This is a genomic window from Phyllobacterium sp. YR531, from assembly GCF_000282595.1.
In the GTDB taxonomy this organism is placed as follows: Bacteria; Pseudomonadota; Alphaproteobacteria; order Rhizobiales; family Rhizobiaceae; genus Phyllobacterium.
On record NZ_AKIZ01000022.1, the window covers coordinates 146,180 to 168,404 of the forward strand.

Genomic DNA, 22,225 nt, shown 5'->3' on the forward strand with positions numbered 1-22,225 from the left:
CGCAACTCTGCCTCAAAAGCTCCTACCTGATAGCGAATTGCTCCACTTCGGTGAAAAACTCTTCGGGTATCGTAATATTCAACAAGCCCATGTTCCTTGTGAGACTGGCAGCTTTGGCAGTCCCGATGAGAACATTTGCAACTGATTGCTTACGCAGAGGGAATTGCAGAGCTGCTGCAGCGAGTGGGATGGAGTGGGCCTTCGCGAGGGCCTCCATAGACTGAACACGCTTCAGTACATCGTCAGATGCGGGACCGTAATCAAAATGAGCTCCCGGCACTGGTCCTGTTGCTAGTATGCCGGAGTTGAAAACGCCGCCTATGACCAAGGAAATCTTCCTGCTGCTGCACTCATTCAGCAACCCTCGCTCAGCCGACCTATCCAGCAAAGAGTATCGGCCAGCCAGAAGAATGCAGTCTATATGGCTATGCGCAATGACATCCATACATACTTCAACCTCGTTTACGCCAAGACCGTAGGCCGATATCGCGCCAGATGCTTTCAACTCCTCCAGGGCTTTCATGCCAGTATCGAGAAGCTGCCGCTGAAATACGGCATTCCTCTCACGGCCATGAGTGTAGGAACCGATATCATGCACGTAGAGTATATCTATGCGGTTGAGCCCAAGACGGGCAAAACTAAACTCAAATGATCGCATAATGCCATCATAGCTATAATCGTAATCTACGGTGAAGGGCAGGGGATTGACGTAGGAATGATCCGGAACTTGATCGTCTGGTACTGGGCGAAGCAGACGCCCCACCTTCGTGGAAAGGACGTAACTATCTCTTGGTTTAGACCGTAGAAAATCACCCGTTCGCCGTTCGGACAATCCAAATCCGTAAAATGGAGCCGTATCAAAATAGCGCAGTCCTGCATCCCAGGCGGATTGCAGCGCGGCAACAGCATCATCGCGCGGACACTCTTTGTAGAGCCCGCCAATAGCTGCGCCACCAAAACCGAATTGGGTAACAGTTAATGGCGTCGTGCCTATTTTTCGGGTTTCCAAAGCGCTCCTCCCAGATACGCAAAGTCTTCTAGTCTTTTATCGACAAAAAACCTTTCCAGTCAATTGCTCTTGTGCCTAAATGTTTAAGAGAATGCGTAGGGGGTAGAATGTCCAAGCAGAATACGGTCTTCAAAGAGGGCTACAATAGGTTTTTGCGGCTGTTGCGCCAAGGCACGTTGCTGCAGTCTGAAGCCGAGCTTGCTGGTCTTTTGAGTATCAGCCGGACCACCGTCAGGGCCATTCTAAAAAACATGGTGGAGGCGGGGCTTGTCGAGAACGGAAAGCAGGGCAGGAGGGTTTTACGTAAACCCAATTCCAAGGATTACTTTCCCGATGCTCAGACAGATTCTCTTGCAGAGATTATTGAACGGAGTTTTATGAAACGTATTCTTGCCGGTGGCGCCCAGCCGGGAATGCACATCAATGAGCTTGAGTTGGCACGTGATATTGGCGTCGGAACCTCAAGTGTTCGTGAATTTTTGATACGATTCAGTCGCTTTGGTTTAATTGAGAAGCGCAAAAACAGTCACTGGGTATTAAAGGGCTTCACACGGGAATTTGCACTGGAACTGTTCGAAATTCGCGAGATATTCGAACTCAGATCGGCAGTCGCATTCGCCAAGCTGCCAGATGATCATCCGGCCCGAGCCAAGCTGGACGGCCTTGAGTTAGAGCACCAGACTCTTCTGCGCGAAATTGACACTCGCTACACTGAGTTTTCTGAGCTGGACGAACGATTTCACAGATTGATCCATTCGGCGTCTCACAACCGGTTCGTGGATGATTTCTATGACATCATCGCTATTGTGTTTCACTACCACTATCAGTGGAATAAGTTGCATGCACAACAACGTAATACTCGAGCTCTTGAAGAGCATTTGGCATATATTGACGCGCTCCGTTCCCGAGACCCGGCCATGGTCAACAAGGCCTGCCGAGCCCACCTGAAGTCAGCGCGTGAAACTCTGCTACAGTCAATAATGACCAAAGACAGCCAGCCGGATTAGCTATTTTTTACGCATAGCATCGGCCAAAGCCGCTCCAAATGCACCTTGCGAAGTTGAGTTTTGTGGCTGCGGAGATGGCTTTCGTGTTTGGGGCGTACTGGCAGAAGGACGGGGCGTGCGTGGATTGTCATTGCCACCTCCGTCTTTGCGCATCGTCAGGCTGATACGATTGCGTTTTGGATCGACATCGACAACACGGACTTTGACTACATCTCCGGCTTTGACCACTTCATGGGCGTCTTTGACAAACCGGTCTGCTAGTTGAGAAAGGTGAACGAGGCCGTCTTGATGCACCCCGATATCAACAAATGCGCCGAAAGCGGCCACATTGGTAACGGTACCTTCAAGCTGCATGCCGGGCTCGAGGTCCTTTATATTGTCCACGCCTTCAGCAAAGGTAGCAGTCTTGAACTCCGGTCTCGGGTCACGGCCAGGTTTTTCCAGCTCTGCGATAATATCGCGAACTGTTGGCAAGCCAAAACGGTCGTCCACAAAAAGTCGCGGATCGAGTGCCTTCAAAGCTGCATTATCATTCATCAGCGCGCGCACATCCCTTCCGCAAGCACTGACGATTTTCTTTGCAACGCCATAAGCTTCAGGATGCACGGCGGATGCGTCGAGAGGTTCATTGCCATCGCTGATACGCAGAAATCCGGCGCATTGTTCGAAAGCGCGAGGCCCGAGACGAGCAACCTTGAGCAACTCCCGCCGAGTCTTGAAAGGACCAACTTCATTACGATGAGCAATGATAGCCTCAGCCAGAGATGCCCCCAAACCAGAGATGCGCGCCAGCAATGAAGCGGACGCGGTATTCAAATCGACGCCAACAGCATTCACGGCATCTTCCACAACACCTTCAAGCGATCGCGCCAGGCGATATTGATCGACATCGTGTTGATATTGACCAACGCCAATCGATTTTGGTTCAATTTTGACCAGTTCTGCCAACGGGTCTTGGAGGCGCCGAGCTATGGAGACTGCTCCACGTAACGAAACATCCAGTGTTGGAAACTCGGCAGCAGCCGTTGCGGAAGCGGAGTACACCGAGGCTCCAGCCTCGCTCACGATAACCTTTAATGGCTTTGGTGCAGGCATATCACCTAGCATATCGGCCACGAGTTTTTCTGTTTCGCGGCTACCCGTTCCGTTTCCGATGGCGATGAGTTGGATCTTGTGCTTCGCGACGAGCTTTGACAGTTCCGCCTGCGTCCCTCTTACGTCGTTGCGTGGTGGGAATGGATAAACCGTCGTGGTGTCGAGTAGTTTTCCTGTACCATCAACTACAGCAACTTTAACTCCGGTGCGGATACCCGGGTCCAGCCCCATCGTCGCGCGGGATCCAGCAGGCGCTGCCAGCAGTAGGTCTTTGAGATTCCGTGCAAACACCCGAATGGCCTCTTCTTCAGATCTTTCGCGCAATGCTGTCATCAAATCAACAGAGAGGTTTAGCGAAAGCCGGATACGCCACGTCCAGCGAACGACGTCCAGCAGCCAAGTATCTGCCGCGCTATTTCCTGAAATCGAATAGGCTTCCGCGATCATCCGCTCAACTGGTTTGATTGCCGCTGTTTCATCGGCGTCAATCTCTATGTCGAGTGAAAGGACTTCTTCGTTCCGACCACGTAACATGGCAAGTGCACGATGACTGGGCGCAGTAGCCCACCGCTCAAAATGGTTAAAGTAGTCGGAAAACTTTGCACCGGCCTCCTGCTTGCCGTCAACCACCTTGGCACGCAGCACGGCTCGATCCTTCATATAATTTCGCAATCGACCAATCAGATCGGCATTCTCGGAAAATCTTTCGACCAGGATATCGCGAGCGCCATCCAAAGCTACTTTTACGTCCGGAACTTCGGTGGTGACAAAGGTTTTCGCAAATTCGAATGGAACCGTTCGCCTGTCTGACAGTATCGTGTCCGCCAAAGGACCAAGGCCTCTTTCACGTGCAATTTCCGCTTTGGTTCGACGTTTTGGCTTGTATGGCAGGTATATATCTTCCAACTCAGCTTTAGTAATTGCTCCAGCGATCTTTCCTTCAAGTTCTGAGGTCAGTTTCCCTTGGCTGCGGATTTCGGTGAGGATCGTGTCGCGACGTGCTTCTAGTTCCCGCAAATAGATCAATCGCTCATCAAGATTCCGCAATTGCGTGTCGTCCAGCGCTCCGGTTGCTTCCTTGCGATAACGAGCGATGAAGGGGACTGTAGCCCCGCCATCGAGCAATTCTATTGCAGCATTAACTTGTTCGGCGCGCGCGTTGATTTCTGTGGCAATAAGGCGGGCAATTTTGGCAGTATTGATAACAGGCACGAGGTATCCATAAAATCATGATCGGGCGACCAACATAGTGGCGCCCGACCATGACCGCAATCGCTTGGGAGCGATGGTTTATTGCTTTTTCAACAGTGATTTGGCTTCCTTGATTCCCAACGCTTCCGGTCTGGAACAGCTCGTTCTGATGTCGATGAATTTCTTTTCTTCGCCTGATCGGAGGATCGAAACCATCACATCTACGCCGTGTAATGCGCGCTCCAGTGAACAGCGGATGTCACGACCTTGGAGGATTGCTACGGCCATATCGGCAAGACCTGCTGTACGGTAATTCGCCATCACGCCCTGGGAATGTTTCTGATTAGGGACGCCCAAAGGATGACTCCAAGGTTTAATGGGCTTTGCCTTCTTTCCGGGCTTTGCCAATCTTACTTCTCCGCCGAAGAAGTTCGGGTCGGGGAGGAACAACGAGCCGTCCGTGCCATAAAGTTCCATATTGGGGTGATTATGCGCCCAGACGTCCCAACTTGCTGACAGCGTGACTGATGCACCGCTTTCAAACTCAAGCAAGGCCTGGATTGTTGTTGGTGTAGTCACACTGATTTTCTCACCGGCGCGGGGCATACTGGAAATTGTTCGAGTTGGACTGGCCATTGATGTAAGCGCAGCAACACGGCGTACGGGTCCGATGAGATTAACGAGGTTGGCAATATAATACGGACCCAAGTCGAGGATTGGCCCACCACCTGGTCGGAAGAAAAAGTCGGGGTTTGGGTGCCAGTGCTCCATTCCATGGCTCATCACGTGCGCCGTGCCAGAGGTTAAAGTGCCAACTTGCCCGTCATCAACCAATTTGCGAGCAAGCTGATGTGCGCCACCAAGAAAGGTGTCTGGCGCGCAGCCAGCCTTAACGTTTTTTTGGGCCGCGAGTTTTTGGAGGTCCAACCCGTCCTTGAGCGAAAGCGTTAAAGGCTTTTCTGAATAGAGGTGTTTGCCCGCAGACAGAATTTGTTTGGATACATCGAAATGCGCATCCGGAATGGTGAGATTTACAACAAGATCGATGTCGTCGCTGGAGAGCAGAGCATCTATGCTTCTTGCTTCTACGCCAAACTCAGATGCACGAGCAATTGCAGCTTTATTGTTGATGTCGGCAACGGCACGGATTTCTACGCCTTTAAAGAGTGGTGCAAGCCCTAGATAGGTCGCAGATATATTGCCCGAGCCGATAATGCCGACGCTTAATGTCTTGGCCATTGTCTTAGTCTTTCTCTTATGCCGAAACTTTAAAGTGCTTTTACTGTCGCGATAGACCGGCGAGCGAAACGTTCGTCATCTGCTGGCTTGTCGTGCTCCATGACAAAGTACTTTACTGGTGTGTCCTTCAACGCTGTGAGAAGTGATTTCCAATCCACCGTGCCGTATCCAACGTCGGCCCAACCATCCTCATTGGTGTTCTCTCCGGGTGGGGCGATGTCTTTGACGTGAACTGCACCAATGCGTGAGCCATAACTCTTGATCCATTCAAATGGATCACCTCCACCGCGGATTATCCAGGCGATGTCAGCCTCCCATGATATGCTGGGAGCGGCGTCGAAAATCAGTTTTTGCGGAATAGAGCCGTCGGGTAGAGCCACGAATTCGAAATCATGATTGTGCCAGCCAAAGGTAAAGCCCGCTTTACTGTAAACGGTGTTCGCTGCTTCGAGTCGTTGGCCAAATTTGGTCCAACCGGCAGCGTTTGTCGGGCGCTGTTCTGCGGCCAAATGGGGGCAGTATACGGCTTTTATGCCCAATGTCCCTGCAATATCGATTACTTTTTGAGGGTCACCCTCAAGCAAATCAATGCTGAAGTGCCCGGAAGGCATTGTGAGACCATTCGCATCAAGCAATGCTCTCGTCGATTTCAAATCAGCGAAGACCCCGCCATAACCCTCTACCTGTGAGTACCCTTGGCGCTTCAACATCTCCAGTGTCCTTTCGAGGGGAGGGAAATCGCGGGAGCTGTAGAGTTGGTAGGAAAAGTCGGTCATCAGATTCTCCGTATTTCTGCGTCGTCTTGGGATTAAATGCGCTCTTCAGTCGTGGCATCGAATAACGACGCCATAGCGGGATTGAAGCTCAGGAAAACTTTTTCGCCAGGCATATAGCGTCTGCCGGAATCAACGCGGACTGAGATCGGTTTGCCGGCAACCTTCAGCCAGACGAGGCTGTCAGCGCCCATCGGCTCGTCGAGGTCGACAACGGCTTCGCACGACAAACCTTTCTGGCCGGGCTTGTCTGTAATTGCGATATGTTCGGGCCGGAAGCCAAAGATAACATCGCGTTCATTCGTCAGCTTTTCCTGTGTCTCATACTTTGCCAAGGAAACAGTAAGGTCGGCTGCTGTGAATGAGAAAGCGCCGTCTATTTCCGTAAGCTTGCCTCTCAAAAAATTCATCGCAGGCGAGCCGATAAAACTGGCAACGAAAAGATTGCGAGGTTTGTTGTAGATGGTCAGTGGCTCATCCAGCTGTTGTATCAGCCCGCCTTTCATTACCGCGATCCGATCTGCCAGCGTTAAAGCTTCAATCTGGTCATGCGTGACGTAGATCATCGTATTCGCGAGCTTATGATGCAGGCGTTTAATCTCGACGCGTAACTCTGAGCGCAATTTAGCATCAAGGTTTGATAGTGGTTCATCGAACAGGAAAACATCCACGTCACGAACGAGAGCCCGCCCGATAGCCACACGTTGGCGCTGACCGCCAGAAAGCGCAGCGGGTTTGCGCTGTAGCAATGGTTCCAGCTGTAAAATATCCGCTGCGTTAGCAATACGCTGCTGTATCTCTGCCTTTGCAAGTCCTGCAACTCGCAGGCCGAAGGAAAGGTTCTTCTCTACGGTCATTTGCGGATAGAGAGCATATGACTGAAAGACCATACCTATGCCGCGATCCTTCGGTTCTTCCCAGGTTACATTCTTGCCTTTGATGAATATTTGCCCTTCGGAGATGTCCAGAAGTCCTGCAATGCAGTTGAGCAATGTTGATTTTCCACAACCTGACGGTCCAAGAAGCACAAGAAATTCACCATCGGCTACCTCAATGTTAAGGTCTTTCAAAACACTGACAGAACCGAAACTGACCGAGAGATCTTTGATTGAAACGCTGTTCACAATAATCACCCTTTGACGGCGCCAGCGGCTATACCTCTGACGAAATATTTGCCTGAGAAAAAATAGACGAGTAGCGGCACGGCACCGGTCAGAATGGTGGCGGCCATGTTGACGTTGTATTCCTTCACGCCCTGCGTGGAGTTGACGATGTTATTAAGCTGAACAGTCATTGGAACATTCTTTGAGCCGGCGAAAATCACACCGAAAAGAAAATCATTCCAAATGCCTGTAACCTGCATGATTACGGCGACAACGAAGATCGGTGCAGATAATGGCACCATGATCTGAAAGAAAATACGCCAGAATCCTGCGCCGTCGACGCGCGCGGCCTTGAACAATTCAGTTGGCAGGGAAGCGAAATAATTGCGGAAAAGCAGCGTCAGAATAGGCATGCCGAAGATCGTGTGAATTACAATGATGCCCGTCAACGTCCCAAAGATGCCAAGCTCACGCGTAATGATCACGAGCGGATAAAGCATAACTTGATATGGAATGAATGCGCCGAAGAGGAGGATGCTGAAGAATATCTCCGACCCCTTGAACCGCCAGTTTGCCAGTGCATATCCATTAACTGATGCTATCAGGATCGATACGATCACACTGGGGATCATGATCTTGACGGAATTCCAGAAGCCAACTTTCAGACCTTCACAATAGAGACCCGTGCAGGCGCTCGTCCAAGCTGTACTCCAAGGCTGGAATGTAATTTCAACAGGTGTAGAGAAGATGTTGCCCAGACGAATTTCTGGCATGCCCTTTAAGGAAGTTACGATCATCACATAGAGTGGCAGGATGTAATAAAGCGCTGCGACCAGTAGTATGCCGTAGATCATGATGGTCGCTGGAGCGAAGGTTCTCGTCGGGCGCTTACCGCGCGGCTCGGTCGGTAAAGTGCTGATTGCAGTCATTTCTGCTTTCCTCCACGATATTCCATGAGAGCCCAAGGAATGACGATAATCAGAACGGTGGTCAGCATGATTGTGGAGGCAGCAAGACCTTGTCCAAGGTTCGCCCGCCGGAACATGAATTCGTAGACATATTTGGCAGGCACTTCACTGGCATTGCCGGGACCGCCGCCGGTCAAAGCCACTACGAGATCATAGACACGCACAATCCCCGTTGAGATTAGTACGATGGTGGTTATGAAAACTGGGCGCATCATGGGAATGACAATGAAAAGATATGTTTTCCAGATGGGGATTCCGTCAACACGCGACGCTTTCCAAATGTCTTCGTCAATACCCCGCAAGCCTGCCAGCATAAGCGCCATAACAAGGCCGGTGCCGTGCCAAAGTCCCGCTATGACAATAGCGTAAATGGCATAACGCTGATTATTGAGAATTGAGAAAGTGAAGGTTTCAAATCCCAAGTCACGGACAACGCGCTGTATGCCAAATGTTGGAGTGAGTATCCACTGCCAGACAAGCCCAGTGACAATGAATGAAAGTGCATAGGGATAAAGGAAAACGGTTCGGAATGCGCCCTCAAAACGGATTTTCTGATCCATGAGAGCAGCAAGAATAAATCCGATCACTGTTGAAAAGACCAACGTGAAGATGCCAAAAATACCGAGATTTATGGCTGATATGTTCCAGCGTGGCGTTGTGAAGAGCCGCGCGTACTGATCAAAACCAACGAAGGTAAGTTCTGGCAGAGATCTCGATGAGGTGAAGGAAAGGACCACAGTCCAAAGCGTGCAGCCAATGAAAACAACGAGTACCGTTGCTATCATGGGTATTGCTGCCACTTTGGCATTCAGGTTCTTGAAGATGGTATTGGGGCGCGTTGTAGCACTCATCATGATCTCCGCCAGACCTGCGTCAGACTCGACATTTTTTGAAGATGCCAGGTCACAGCGAGGTGATTATTGTGCTTGTTCGATAATGCTTACGAAGCGTGCTTGAGCATCCTCGACTGTCATGCTGGCGTCCGCGAAGAACTCTTTTGACAGGTCTTCAACCTCAAGCTTTGAATCCGGAGATAGAAGCTGATTGACGGATGGCACGACGTTGTCGAGCTTGTTAAGCACCGCTATGCCCTTCTTCATGCATGCATTTGCGGCGGCAAGATCGACATCGCCGCGGATTGGAAGCGATCCCTTCGCTAGATTGAAGGCCACCTGCGTTTCTTTTGAAACAAGCATGCTGGCAAGCTTCAATTGCGCTTTGGTCACTTCAGGATTTTCATTCTTCGGGAAATAGAACGCATCACCGCCGGTATTGAGGACAGGATTGTTCCCGAGCCCCAGCAAACAGTCATAATCTTTGCCTGCTATTTTGCCGGCAACACCAAATTCTCCCTGCGCCCAATCACCCATGATCTGTGCACTTGCCTTGCCTCCAATGACAAGACTTGTCGCCTCATTCCACGAGCGCCCGACGTATCCCGGATCAGCCAACTCACGTGCTTGGGCATAAGCTTCGAAAACCGCCGTCATCTCGGGGCTTGCTGCAGCGGTAGCGTCTTTGTCACGATAGACTTTGAGGAAAAGGTCTTTGCCTCCGATTGAAGAAACCATGTCGTTGAAGATGAGATTGACTTGCCAGGCGTCGCCCGTTGCCAAAGGAATAATATCTTTCTCTTTGAGTTTCGGGCCAGCAGCCACAAACTCCTGCCAGTTTGCAGGCACCGGCACGCCGCCTGCTTTAAATGCCTCAGGATTTACCCACATCCATTGTTCCGTGTGAATATTGACGGGAACGCAGTAGATTTTACCCTCATACTTACAGGCATCAAAAAGTTTGGAGGGTCTGATAAAATCAGCCCAACCTTCCTTGGTTGCGATCTCTGTCAGGTCAGTCATCAGCCCGGCCTTGACCAAGTCTTCTGCATCCCGGCCCGTATTAAGCTGCGTCGCACCCATGGGATTTCCGCCAAGAATGCGACTGACTATGATCGGAGTCGCTGTGCTGCCGCTGCCGGCGATCGCGCCGTCCACCCACTTGTCGCCACCTAATTTGTCGTAGGATTCAGCCAATACTTTAGCGGCCGCTGCTTCGCCACCGGCTGTCCACCAATGCGTGACCTCAAGGTCGGCGGCGTTGGCGTTATTTGCAGTTATAAGGATTGTCGAAGCGGCTAATGCGGCAAAAGCTGTACTGTAACGCATCTTTTCCTCCCAAATCTGAAACGTTACAGGTAGGCTAAACCAAAGTTTCCTGCGGCGCAATTCCCCTTGGCTTAAAATTTTATGAAGATGGATTTCAGGGCGCGGAATGCAAAAAATCTCATAGAATGAATAATATAAAGGTCTTTTAAGCAGTTTTGTTAATTGCCAAAAGGTGTTGATTGGGTTTAGGCTGACACGAGAATGCCGAAATCCTTACACAAGAAAATTTCGGATATGTGTCGCTGTCTGAAACGATACAGAAAAGTTGCGCGTGCTAAGGAGATACTGGAGTTAGCCATAATATAATGAAGACAAAAGATGTTAACCGGGCTCCAAAAAATGAAATGGTCGAACTACCTGAAGGCGAACGCCCTACTTTGAAGACGATTGCCTTTATGGCGGGTCTTGGAGTAACGACTGTTTCCCGTGCTTTAAAGGATGCGCCGGAAATTGGTCGGGCGACTAAAAATCGCGTACAGCTTATTGCCAAACAGATTGGCTACCGCCCAAACCGTGCGGGGGTAAGACTGCGCACCGGAAAGACCAATGTCATTAGTCTCGTGCTTAATGCGCAGTCTGAAATTATGGGTCTAACGTCAAATATGGTGTACGGCATTTCAGAGATATTGTCGCAAACGCCCTATCATCTGACCGTTACTCCCTACTCGGTCGAAAACGATCCGATGCAGCCAATTCGTTATATAGTCGAGACCGGATCTGCAGATGGTATCATCATGTCACGTACCGAGCCTGATGATGCTCGTGTGCGGTATCTTACGGAACACGGCGTTCCTTTTGCCACGCACGGACGAACTGAAATGGGAATCGAGCATCCATTTCATGATTTTGACAATGAAGCGTTTGCCTTCAAGTCTGCAAAGAGCTTGCTGTTGAAAGGACGAAACAAGATTGCCATGATGGCAGGTCCAACTTCGGCGGTGACATACCACAGACATCTGGAGCGTGGTTTTTCGCGGGCTATCGAAGAAGGAAAAGCGCAAGCCATTCTGGTCCCCGATATTGATGTCGACACGTCGCTAGAACGCATTCGCGATCGAACGGAAGAAATCATGTCCGGGTCCAATCGTCCTGACGGGATTGTCTGTTGTAGCGGAAGTGCAGCTATCGCCTTGGTTGCTGGAATAGAGGCCGCTGGACTTAAGATCGGCAGGGATGTCGATCTCGTGTCAAAACAGTCAACTGACGTACTGAGGTGGTTTCGACCCGAAATCATTGTTTTTAATGAAGACATTCGACATGCCGGGCGGGAGTTGGCACGCGCTGTTTTGCGCCGTATCGACGGCGTAGATGCGAGCGAGTTGCAAAGTTTGAGCTATCCTGAAGAATAGTTCACTGTTTCGCGTGGTATGGGGGAATGCTTGAAGTGACATCCCCCATACTGACTTAGTTATTCTCGTTCAGTATTTCGCGTTTTCCGACATGGTTGGCAGGGCCTACCAATCCTTCTTTCTCCATACGCTCGACGAGTGAAGCGGCACGATTATAACCAATTTGCAGCCGGCGCTGGATATAAGATGTCGAGCATTTTTTATCTCGCAACATGATTTTCACTGCTTGGTCGTAGAGTTCGTTTCCATCCTCAGAGGCCATGCTCCCCTTATCGAAAACAGCACCCTCCTCGCTTTCGACCTCTTCTTCCTCGGATTCGTCGGCAGTTACGGTATCGAGATAATCAGGCTGGCCTTGCGCTTTCAAATGCGTGACAATCTGCTCAACTTCTTCATCCGAGACGAAGGGACCGTGAACACGGGCAATTCTCCCGCCACCAATCATATGCAGCATGTCGCCCTGGCCTAATAATTGCTCGGCGCCTTGTTCACCTAAAATAGTTCGGCTGTCGATTTTGGACGTGACCTGGAAAGAGATACGTGTCGGAAAGTTTGCTTTGATAGTACCGGTAATCACATCAACAGACGGACGCTGTGTCGCCATGATGAGGTGAATACCGGCCGCCCGCGCCATTTGAGCAAGGCGCTGAATTGCGCCTTCGATGTCTTTGCCGGCGACCATCATCAGGTCTGCCATTTCATCGACGATGATGACAATATATGGCATTGCCGTCAGGTCTATTTCTTCCTGCTCATACTCAGGTGTGCCGGTGCCTTTATCGAAGCCGGTTTGGACCGTGCACATTACAGTTTCACCCTTTTCACGGGCACTGGCAACGCGGGCGTTGAATCCGTCAATATTACGGACACCGAGCTTCGACATCTTGCGATATCGGTCTTCCATCTCGCGCACGGCCCATTTCAACGCCATGACGGCCTTCTTGGGGTCGGTAACGACAGGGGTAAGCAGATGTGGAATACCGTCATAGATTGATAGTTCCAGCATCTTTGGATCGACCATGATCAGCCGGCACTCATCCGGGGTCAGGCGATAAAGCAAAGACAGGATCATTGTATTGATCGCAACGGATTTCCCTGATCCTGTTGTACCTGCCACCAGCAAATGTGGCATCTTGGCAAGTTCAGCAATTACAGGTTCGCCACCGATAGTCTTTCCAAGACATAGAGCCAATTTGAACTTGGTCTTGTCGAAACTGTCGGACTCGATCATCTCTCTCAAGAAGACCGTTTCGCGTGTCGTATTTGGCAACTCAATGCCGATAACATTCCGACCAGGAACAACCGCAACACGGGCCGATAGCGCAGACATGGAACGTGCAATATCGTCCGCCAGACCTATCACACGTGAGGACTTTACACCCGGTGCGGGCTCGAATTCGTATAGAGTAACTACTGGACCCGGACGGACATGAATAATCTCACCGCGGATGCCAAAATCCTCGAGCACGCTCTCAAGCAAGCCGGCGTTTTGTTCCAGAGTCTCTTGCGAGATTGTAACTGTATCTTGTGTCGTGGGTTCCTGTAGCAACTCGACTGGCGGTTTTTCGTAGCCAATATGACTCGCCGGTGCCACACGCGTTTCAATACCGCCAACAATCGCAAGGCGCCTTTGTGGAGCAAGTGTTGGTGTTTGGGTGGGTACAATCTGTGAGGCAGTTTCGCGCTGTTGTACGATCACACGTTGCTGAATAATAGGAGCAGTCTCAGGCTCCGTAATTACGGCGGCCACGACTGGTTCGATAATTTCTTCGTCTGCAACTTCGATGCCTATCTGTGCCTGCTCAGTGGTGATGGGGCTTGGCATTACATTCGGATGATCCGAAATTTCGGAGGTAGAGACTTTTTTGTACTCCATGATACGGAAACGCGCGGTAATCTGGTCGGGGCTGTATTGTATCTTTTTTGGCTGCACGTAAGCGGATACGATTGGAGCCACTTCGGTCGTCACGCCTATGGTTTCCCAAAATGCAAAATCCGACACATATGCGTAAGCAGAGGTTTCTGTCCTTTTGATCACGGGTATAGTCGCTGCGGAAATTGCCAGTCCTTTGGCTATCACTGGGGTATGATTGCCAACTGAGGCTGGTAAGCGATCTGGCCTCACGTTGGCATGAGTGGTGGATGTTTTGGATACTGCTACTGGGGCTCTTATGGTTGCCGGAACGGTTGTAGGTGCTAGTGAATCCTGTTTTGGCTTTTCTGCAGAGAGTTCTTTGCCTTTTTGCAATTCGCTATCGGGCGTCCGGGTAAACCGGACGTTTTCAGACAAAGAAAACATGCGCTTCGAAATAGGTGCCATAGCAGAATCTGGCAGGGTATAACCAGCGCTTTGCAAACGCTCCATGGGATGCGTAGATGCAATTGGCTGCTCAGGTCGACGAACGTTGACCGGAGCGTAAGCAGGGACCGTTTCTACTTTAGTGGTAGGCTCTATTGCAGGAGATGTAGAATCGACTTCTGTTGCGTCATAGTCATCTGATTTTACTGGGAAATTTGTTCTGGAAATATGCATGATGCCTGCGAACGAAACGGGATGAAGTGACCGGAATTGTGCAGCTCTAGAAATAGAAAATGAAGGTTAACAACTCTCTACCGAGTACTGGATTCTTGTCACTCAGAACGTAAAAAAATATCCCGGAGTTTGATACTCCGGGATATCCAAATTAGAAATTCATCGAGCAAATAAAGTCGGCGTCAAGCCTGGCGTTGAAGCAACGCCCCAGATGCATGTGCAGTGTTATTCACGCCGTCAATCCCGGTCGCAACGACCGATACACGGAAAACACCTTCCAGAGCATCGTCAAATGTTGCGCCGAGAATAATATTTGCCTGATCATCCACTTCTTCACGGATTCGGGTCGCTGCCTCATCAACCTCAAAAAGTGTCATGTCTCGACCACCTGAGATTGAGACAAGCACTCCTTTAGCGCCTTTCATTGATTCGACATCAAGCAATGGATTGGCAATTGCCGCCTCTGCCGCTGCCTGAGCGCGCCCCTGACCGGTACCTTCACCGGTGCCCATCATCGCACGGCCCATATCACGCATCACCGAGCGAACATCCGCGAAATCAAGGTTGATAAGGCCTTCTCTTACCATCAGGTCGGTGATGCAGGCGACGCCCGAATATAGAACCCGATCAGCAATAGCAAAGGCGTCGGCGAAGGTCGTATTGGCGCTAGCAACACGGAAAAGATTTTGGTTGGGTATGACGATCAGTGTATCTGCGCTTTCCCGCAATGCCTCCAGGCCCTCTTCAGCCATACGCATACGACGTGTACCTTCGAACGAAAACGGCTTCGTCACAACACCTACTGTCAGGATGCCTGCGGACCGTGCGGCGCGTGCAATAACCGGGGCTGCACCTGTTCCAGTACCGCCACCCATACCGGCCGTGACAAAGCACATATGCGTGCCTGTCAGATGATCCATGATTTCGTCAATGCTTTCTTCTGCAGCGGCTCGACCGATCTCAGGATGTGAGCCCGCGCCAAGACCTTGCGTAACGTTCGCACCGAGCTGGATCAATCTGGTCGCTTTCGACATCGACAGTGCCTGCGCGTCGGTATTGGCAACGATAAACTGTGTTCCCTGCAGATTTTCGCGGATCATGTTGTTAACTGCATTGCCGCCGCCACCTCCAACACCGAACACCGTAATATTCGGCTTCATCTCGGAAATTTCCGGTTTTTGGAGGTTGATCGACATAGCGCAATCCTTGTTCCGCGCCGCTCAGTGTTCTCGGCGTACAGGTCTAAATCTTAAAACATCGTATCCGGGAGAATCAAAATTGATAACACCCCGGATGCGGCGGCAAAGAATCAGAAGGAGGTTTGCTGCGCAAGCCCTGAATCGGTCACTTATCGTATCGCCGATGTTTTTCTCGGTATTGTATACCGGGCATGGGTTCACAAAAGCGCGCTGTTACCCATGATCGTAACGCTAACACCTTGTTCTACAATCAGCCTTTGAAGAGCGGAAACGTTTGGCTTTGCCGGTAAAGATTTCAGTGCCTCTTTCACCGTCTGTGGGTTCGTTTGGGCGATGAACGCTGCAACAAGAATACTTTCTCCAGCGGGTATATCACCGACGAGTTGAGGCAGCGTGGTTTTTGTTGCGACGAGGTTGGTATTGGGTGGCGCATGATGAACCCGGGCATTTCGAATAACCGTAGAACCTAAATCGATCACAGCAGAGAGGTCTGTTGCCGTCTCGATTGAAGCATGAAGGCCCTCGGCTGTTATTTTTTCCTTGTTTGTGTAGTCACGCCCAACCGCAAAGCCACCTTCAATAGTTTTCAACGGTCGAGGGGTATCGATCCGATGAACTCGGATATGGAAAGGCCCATCCCAATAAAGCCAGGTATGGACGGTAACGTCTGTGTAGGGACGCCATCGGGAATAAAGGGTCCCGTCTGCAATCATCGCTTTCTCGTTGGTTTCGCGGGTCCTGAAATGTTTTCCATCGTCTGAGAACCCAATCATTCCATCTAAAACAGCTTCATCGAACCGAACTTGGTCACTTTCGATGCTGAATCCATACCGGGCAGAGTAAGCAAACTTTGCGTATTTTTCCGAACCATGACGCATCTGCAAACATTGCTGTCCCGAACTTAGTGCGATTGCATCTCCCGGCGGGTTGGAAATAATAAATCCGGGATGCAGTTGGATAGCAGGTTTGGCTTCTTTTGCGTAAGGGACTTCGTCTTCCGACCAGAATGGGTGAGTGGAGGGCAGGGCGAGAGGTAGAAAGGCTTTCATTGCCCAATAGGGTGATTGAGGAGAATTATAACTCTCAGACATCAAAAGATTTGGATAGGTATAACCTATCGACAGCGTCCCATCGCTATTCGAGACTGGTTTGGAAGCCCACCAACGGAGATGACGCAGATAAAAGCCCTTCAAGACGCCCCAAGGGAGTGCTTCGACATTTGCAAAGGCTAGAGCGCCAAAGAAACCTGCTGGCGCACAACGATACGTTAACGACCGGCCAAAAACGAGGCCTGCTCCATCGTCGGCAAACCACCGGCAAATATCCGATGCAATAAGATGAGCTCGTTGTTTATACTGCTCTGCCAACTTGTTGGGCTGAAGAGCCGCCAGGATCAATCCATAATAGTGAAACGCAAAGGGAATATAATAATCTACGCGCCGGATTGGACCATCACTGTACCAGCCGTCTCCGACATAAAACGTGTCCAGATCCGCTTCATATTGTTCATCGAGTTTCTGATTGTACTCGATGCCAACGGCTCGCAGGCCCATGCCGAGAAGAAGGCGAAAAAACTTCCAGTTGTTGTTATGATATTCGACGCCATGAGCTGCGACGAGATATCTGGCAACGTTATGCTTTGACTCGTTACTCAACGGCTCCCAGATTTTGTGGGGAACCAGTTTGAGTGCAAAACCGATTGCCGCAAGCTCAACTAAACGTTGATTTTTATCTGGAACTGCGCCCCAAAATTCCGAATGAAGCGGATTCGTACCTGAAGCTAGCCCCCTGCATATTGGCTCCCAATCGATCCAGTCCGCTCCTCCTATCTGAGCCGGTACAAGCCCCCAAAGAAGCCGCGAGAAGCCTTCAAGATCTGCCGAAGGTTGATCGAAATGAGCAGCTCCCACTCCGCGACGAATTCGGGCGCCACCCATAGAGCGGAACTTTTCCAGAGGTGCGGCCAGCGCTGCTACTGCTTGCTCCACGTCATTTCTGCTTTGAAAGGGGTTGCCCTCCAATATCCGAAAGGAGTTCGGAGGGAATACAATATCAGGCATTTTTTAGGTTCCAAAGTTTGTAACATGAACGCGAGATAGATATCTCGCGCCACTTGTTGCCGTAACGGTATGAGAAAATCAGCTTTTCAGAATGCGCTTGCCTTGAGAAATCAGCTCGGCACCAGCTTCAGCAGGGGTGAGATTTCCATAGGCCAGTTTCAGGCCAATTGGCATGAAAGCCCGGGTGTTAAACTCGGTTGCCCCAAGTGGTATTTGTGGGGGGTAAGGCCCAACACGATCTGCGATGTTGTTGATGTAGGCGACGGTCTTTTTTGCGAGCTCGTCGATCGTTGGCGTTATGGTTTGTTGAATATCAAGATTAACCGGGACACCGCGTTCAATCCCGAGAATATTCCCGGCATCCTTGTCATTGATGAAGTAATCAAGAAACTCTGCCGCAATTTCCTGATTTTTGCTTTGACTGGAAATGGCCCATATCAGAGCCGGGCGATAGAATAGGCCGCTTGGAGCAGTCTTATTCGCTATTGGCGTGGAGGTTATTTCCAGTGGTCCCTTATACACCGCTTGATAGGCTGGTAGGAGATTTGAGTAGGTCATCGCAATGACCGCATTGCCAGTCGTCAGTGGATTGGTCTCAACCAGACTTTTGTCCATGGATTGCACCTCCGCAGGTGTGCAACCGCCCTGCTTTGAGAGGTTCTGCCAATATGTATACCATTCGGTGGCGTCATCTGCCGTGAACCCAAGTTTACCATCTTCTGTGTACATTGATTTGTCACGCTGGCGGAGCCAACCCGTGAACATTGAATTGTAATGCGCACAATTTCCTACGGCCCAGACATTGTCCTTCCCCATGAATTTTGTCAGTTCGATACAGGTCTTGGCAAAATCCTCCCAGCTTGTATTTGAGTCTGGTGGAGCGATGTTCGCCTTGGCAAAGATATCCTTATCGTAGAGCATCGCACATGCGTTTAGCGCGATAGGTATTCCGGAGATTTGTCCATCAACTTTGCAAAGATCCAAAGAGCCAGGAGCTAGTCGTTCCGTACGAATCTTCTTTCCAAAATAGCTGTCGAGAGGCAAAGCTGCTTTTCTACGTCCATAATCAGCAAAGGAATTAGGCTCTAGCTGGAAGATATCCGGCAAATTTCCACCGGCCATCATAGTGGTAAGTTTTGACCAATAGTCCGCGCCAGCAGTTTCTGCATTGATGGTAACGCCGCTATGAGTTTTTGAGAATAATGCTGCGACATCTTGGGTTCGCTTTGCCCGGCCGGGTGTCCCCCACCAATACAAGCGCAGCCTGGTCTCCTGCGCCAATGCGTGTGTTATGCCTGAAAGAGATGCAGCAGCACCCATACCCAGGACTGCGCTGTTCATTAGCATTTGTCTTCTATTGATCATCACGTGCTCCTCCATCGTTGCGATCAAATTTTCTTCTTTAGTCGTTCAATCGATTTCCATCTGAACCAAAAAGGTGGCAATGCTGATGAGAGATACCGACGTTCAACATATCCCCGGAGGCAATCGCTCTTTGCCCTTCGAGGACAGCAATCAGGCTCTGTCCATCTTGAAGTTGGCCATAAGCAACGGTTTGCCCGCCTAGCTGCTCAACATGGCTGACCGCCATCGAACCAAGCAAAACATCGGCTTTTGGATCGGTTGAGATATGTTCCGGGCGCACGCCCAAACTGAATTTCATGCCAGGTTCGGCCTGGAGCGTTGTCGGAATACTCAGCCGCGTATCGGCCAAAGAAAACTTTGCATTCACGTCGGTAGACGTACGAAAATCTATATTGAGGAAGTTCATCTTCGGGCTACCGATAAAGCCCGCAATAAACTTGTTCGCGGGTTTGTTATAAAGTTCGAGCGGACGCCCACATTGCTCAATATTACCGCTTCTCAAAACCACGATACGGTCTGCAAGAGTCATGGCTTCAACTTGATCATGGGTCACGTAGATCATGGTTGCACCGAGCTCTTTGTGCAGTTTGGCAATTTCAACACGCGTCTGTACGCGCAGTTCAGCATCGAGATTGGAGAGTGGTTCATCGAAAAGGAAAATGTTTGGCTCACGAACAATGGCGCGTCCAATGGCGACCCGCTGACGCTGTCCTCCGGACAATGCTTTGGGTTTTCGATCTAAAAGATGCGTAATTTGCAGAATGTCTGCTGCCTTTTGCACACGTACTTTTATTTCTGCGCGCGGCAAACCTGCGGTTTCCAGCCCGAATGCCATATTCTTGTAGACGCTCATATGCGGGTACAGCGCATAAGATTGAAATACCATTGCGATACCGCGCTCTGAGGGCGGCACTTCATTCATGAGGGCGCCGTTGATAGTGAGTTCGCCACCACTTATCGGCTCAAGTCCAGCAATCATGCGGAGCAGAGTAGATTTACCGCAACCGGAAGGGCCGACGAAAACAATGAACTCGCCCTTGTTGATTTCAAGATTCACGCCGTTGATGACGTCCACCGTACCAAAGCGCTTGTCTATGTTCTTCAGTGCGAGATCTACCATTTTGAACCTTCAAGAATGCCGTAATTTGGATCGCGTAAAACTCGTTGAGATAAGCTCATCGTTTCATTCCAGTGGTAGCGATGCCCTCAATCAGCAATCGCTGGAATAGAATGAACAGAATGAAAATGGGAAAGACTGTCAGCGTAGACATGGCAAACAAAGCGCTCCAGTCAGACTGTGCAGTCGAATCTACGAACGATCTCAAGCCGAGCTGTACCGTGTAATTCTGGATGTCGTTGAGATAGATAAGCGGTGCGAAGAAGTCGTCCCACGTCCAAATGAAGGAAAATACGGCGGCTGTGGCCAAAACTGGCATTGAGAGTGGAAGAATGATCTTGAAATAAATGCGCCATGGGCCGCAGCCGTCCATGATCGCTGCTTCATCCAGCTCTTTCGGCAATCCTCGAAAGAACTGCACCATGAGGAACACGAAAAACGCATCGATGGCGAGGAACTTAGGGACGACCAAAGGCAGGATTGTGTTGACCCAGCCAAGCTTCAAAAACAGTACATACTGGGGAATAAGTACCGCGTGTTGAGGCATGATCAACGTGCCAAGCATTAAAGCAAACCAGAAGTCGCGGCCAAAAAACCGCAATCTTGTGAACGCATATGCGGCGAGCGAACATGAAATAAGATTGCCCACTACTGCAAGGACCGACACCATCAGCGAGTTGAAGAACAATTTGCTGAAGCTGACACTAAGTCCATTCCAGCCACGAACATAGGCATCAAACGATAAGGTGTCCGGAATTAACGATACTGAAGTGAAAATCTCATCGTTTGGTTTGAATGAACTGGAGATCATCCAGAGCAATGGATAAAGCATTATCAAGCTTGCAGCCGTCAAAAGGCAGTATTTGACAATACGTTTTGACGTAAAAAGCAAACCTGATGAGTTTTGATGGGCGCTGAGATCAGTCATCGTAATGCACCCAATATTTTGCAGATAAGAATGATAGCGCGGTGAAAATCGCAATGATAACCACCAGCACCCATGCAAGCGCCGATGCATAGCCAATATGGAGGTTCACGAACGCCTCCTGGAAAAGGTAGAGCGTGTAGAAGAGAGTGCTGTCGATAGGTCCACCTTCGCCGCCGCTGATCACGAAGGCGGAAGTGAATGCTTTAAAGGCATCGATCGTTTGAATAACCGCATTGAAGAAGATCACTGGCGTCAACAAGGGTAAGGTTATCTTGAAAAACTGCCGTGCCCGACTGGCTCCATCAATGCTCGCTGCTTCGTACATATCGAGCGGAATTTGCCGAAGGCCGGCAAGAAAGATGATCATAGACGATCCGAACTGCCATATCGCCAACAAGACCAATGTATACAGCGCCGTAGAAGGATTTGAAATCCAGCTGGGGCCGTCGTAGCCGAAAGCGTATTCCAGCCCTCGGTTCAGCAAACCATCTCCCGCAAAAATCTGTCGCCAAAGAAAGGCTATGGCCACAGTGCCACCAAGCAGTGATGGCAGATAGAAAATGGCGCGAAAGACTGCCAGCCCACGCAGCCCCTTATTTAATGCCACTGCAATGCTCAGCGCAAAAATCAGCTTTAACGGCACCGATAGCACCACGAATGTGAATGTAACATTCATAGCTGTCCAGAAGCGCGGATCATCTGATGCGATGCGGACATAGTTATCGAGGCCGATCCATTCAGGCGGTGCCATCAAGCCGTAATCTGTAAACGAGAGATAGATGGATGTTGCGATTGGACCAATGGTCAAGGCTGCAAATCCTACCAGCCATGGCAACAGAAAGCTGTAGCTCACCAATTGCCGTTTAAAGCGGCGTGACATGGGCTGGGCAAAACTCATTCGCCCGTAACCATAAAAACCATGTCACGAAATTTTCGTTCTATTTTCGTGAGCAAGTCCACCTCCCATAAGTGCCTAAAACCATATCTCCCGAATACAATGGGTCGCAGTGAATATTGCATTAGCGAAAATGTCAAACGAAAAAATATAATTGACGAAACTTACGCATAGTGCGAAACTATTTTAACTGAAGAGGAAATTTTTATGAAAGCGCAATTCGATACTTATT

Annotated in this window: 17 protein-coding genes; 2 read left to right on the top strand and 15 right to left on the bottom strand. The window is 50.1% G+C overall.

What is annotated here, in order from left to right; all coding sequences use genetic code 11:
* Window positions 1–22 precede the first annotated feature (22 nt).
* Window positions 23–1,009, bottom strand: a complete 987-nt coding sequence (locus tag PMI41_RS14345; protein ID WP_008125986.1) for an aldo/keto reductase — start codon at window positions 1,007–1,009, stop codon at window positions 23–25.
* A 107-nt stretch (window positions 1,010–1,116) separates the two neighbouring features.
* Here PMI41_RS14345 and PMI41_RS14350 point away from each other — a divergent pair, with 107 nt between their 5' ends.
* On the top strand, window positions 1,117–2,016 hold the full coding sequence (locus PMI41_RS14350) for a GntR family transcriptional regulator (RefSeq protein WP_008125988.1): 900 nt from the start codon (window positions 1,117–1,119) through the stop codon (window positions 2,014–2,016).
* On the opposite strand, the gene PMI41_RS14355 is transcribed toward PMI41_RS14350, so the two are convergent.
* From PMI41_RS14355 to PMI41_RS14385, 7 genes are all read right to left on the bottom strand, one after another.
* Window positions 2,017–4,323, bottom strand: a complete 2,307-nt coding sequence (locus PMI41_RS14355; protein WP_008125990.1) for a Tex family protein — start codon at window positions 4,321–4,323, stop codon at window positions 2,017–2,019. It lies immediately after the preceding gene.
* 78 nt (window positions 4,324–4,401) lie between these two features.
* A complete protein-coding gene (locus PMI41_RS14360) occupies window positions 4,402–5,541 on the bottom strand; it encodes a Gfo/Idh/MocA family oxidoreductase (RefSeq protein ID WP_008125991.1) in 1,140 nt (379 codons plus the stop codon).
* 29 nt (window positions 5,542–5,570) lie between these two features.
* On the bottom strand, window positions 5,571–6,317 hold the full coding sequence (locus tag PMI41_RS14365; protein WP_008125992.1) for a sugar phosphate isomerase/epimerase: 747 nt from the start codon (window positions 6,315–6,317) through the stop codon (window positions 5,571–5,573).
* A 32-nt stretch (window positions 6,318–6,349) separates the two neighbouring features.
* On the bottom strand, window positions 6,350–7,447 hold the full coding sequence (locus PMI41_RS14370; RefSeq protein ID WP_008125993.1) for an ABC transporter ATP-binding protein: 1,098 nt from the start codon (window positions 7,445–7,447) through the stop codon (window positions 6,350–6,352).
* Entirely contained in the window at window positions 7,444–8,346 is a 903-nt protein-coding gene (locus PMI41_RS14375) for a carbohydrate ABC transporter permease (protein WP_008125995.1), read from the bottom strand. Before PMI41_RS14375 ends, PMI41_RS14370 begins: the two co-directional genes overlap by 4 nt.
* The gene (locus PMI41_RS14380) at window positions 8,343–9,236 is read right to left on the bottom strand and encodes a sugar ABC transporter permease (RefSeq protein ID WP_008125998.1); all 894 of its coding nucleotides are present in this window, start codon (window positions 9,234–9,236) and stop codon (window positions 8,343–8,345) included. Before PMI41_RS14380 ends, PMI41_RS14375 begins: the two co-directional genes overlap by 4 nt.
* A gap of 66 nt (window positions 9,237–9,302) precedes the next feature.
* A complete protein-coding gene (locus PMI41_RS14385; protein ID WP_008125999.1) occupies window positions 9,303–10,547 on the bottom strand; it encodes an ABC transporter substrate-binding protein in 1,245 nt (414 codons plus the stop codon).
* Window positions 10,548–10,852: 305 nt separating this feature from the next.
* Between PMI41_RS14385 and PMI41_RS14390 the strand changes: the two genes are divergently transcribed.
* On the top strand, window positions 10,853–11,896 hold the full coding sequence (locus PMI41_RS14390; RefSeq protein ID WP_008126000.1) for a LacI family transcriptional regulator: 1,044 nt from the start codon (window positions 10,853–10,855) through the stop codon (window positions 11,894–11,896).
* 55 nt (window positions 11,897–11,951) lie between these two features.
* Here the strand turns inward: PMI41_RS14390 and PMI41_RS14395 are convergent, their stop codons facing one another.
* The 7 genes from PMI41_RS14395 to PMI41_RS14425 all read right to left on the bottom strand — a co-directional run bounded on the left by PMI41_RS14395 (window position 11,952) and on the right by PMI41_RS14425 (window position 21,996).
* Window positions 11,952–14,261 (bottom strand): DNA translocase FtsK, encoded by a 2,310-nt coding sequence (locus PMI41_RS14395; protein ID WP_157179413.1) that lies wholly within the window; start codon window positions 14,259–14,261, stop codon window positions 11,952–11,954.
* Between the two features lie 350 nt (window positions 14,262–14,611).
* Window positions 14,612–15,625 (bottom strand): cell division protein FtsZ, encoded by a 1,014-nt coding sequence (ftsZ, locus tag PMI41_RS14400; protein WP_008126002.1) that lies wholly within the window; start codon window positions 15,623–15,625, stop codon window positions 14,612–14,614.
* A gap of 200 nt (window positions 15,626–15,825) precedes the next feature.
* Window positions 15,826–17,688: a DUF2264 domain-containing protein gene (locus PMI41_RS14405; RefSeq protein WP_008126004.1), complete on the bottom strand. Its 1,863-nt coding sequence runs from the start codon at window positions 17,686–17,688 to the stop codon at window positions 15,826–15,828.
* A gap of 78 nt (window positions 17,689–17,766) precedes the next feature.
* Window positions 17,767–19,029 (bottom strand): ABC transporter substrate-binding protein, encoded by a 1,263-nt coding sequence (locus PMI41_RS14410; RefSeq protein WP_052025902.1) that lies wholly within the window; start codon window positions 19,027–19,029, stop codon window positions 17,767–17,769.
* Window positions 19,030–19,090: 61 nt separating this feature from the next.
* Window positions 19,091–20,173 carry a sn-glycerol-3-phosphate ABC transporter ATP-binding protein UgpC gene (gene ugpC / locus PMI41_RS14415; RefSeq protein ID WP_008126006.1) on the bottom strand — a complete coding sequence of 361 codons (1,083 nt, stop codon included), beginning with the start codon at window positions 20,171–20,173 and terminating at the stop codon, window positions 19,091–19,093.
* A 55-nt stretch (window positions 20,174–20,228) separates the two neighbouring features.
* Window positions 20,229–21,002 (bottom strand): carbohydrate ABC transporter permease, encoded by a 774-nt coding sequence (locus PMI41_RS14420; protein WP_244423952.1) that lies wholly within the window; start codon window positions 21,000–21,002, stop codon window positions 20,229–20,231.
* An 88-nt stretch (window positions 21,003–21,090) separates the two neighbouring features.
* Entirely contained in the window at window positions 21,091–21,996 is a 906-nt protein-coding gene (locus PMI41_RS14425; RefSeq protein ID WP_052025903.1) for a sugar ABC transporter permease, read from the bottom strand.
* Window positions 21,997–22,225 lie beyond the last annotated feature (229 nt).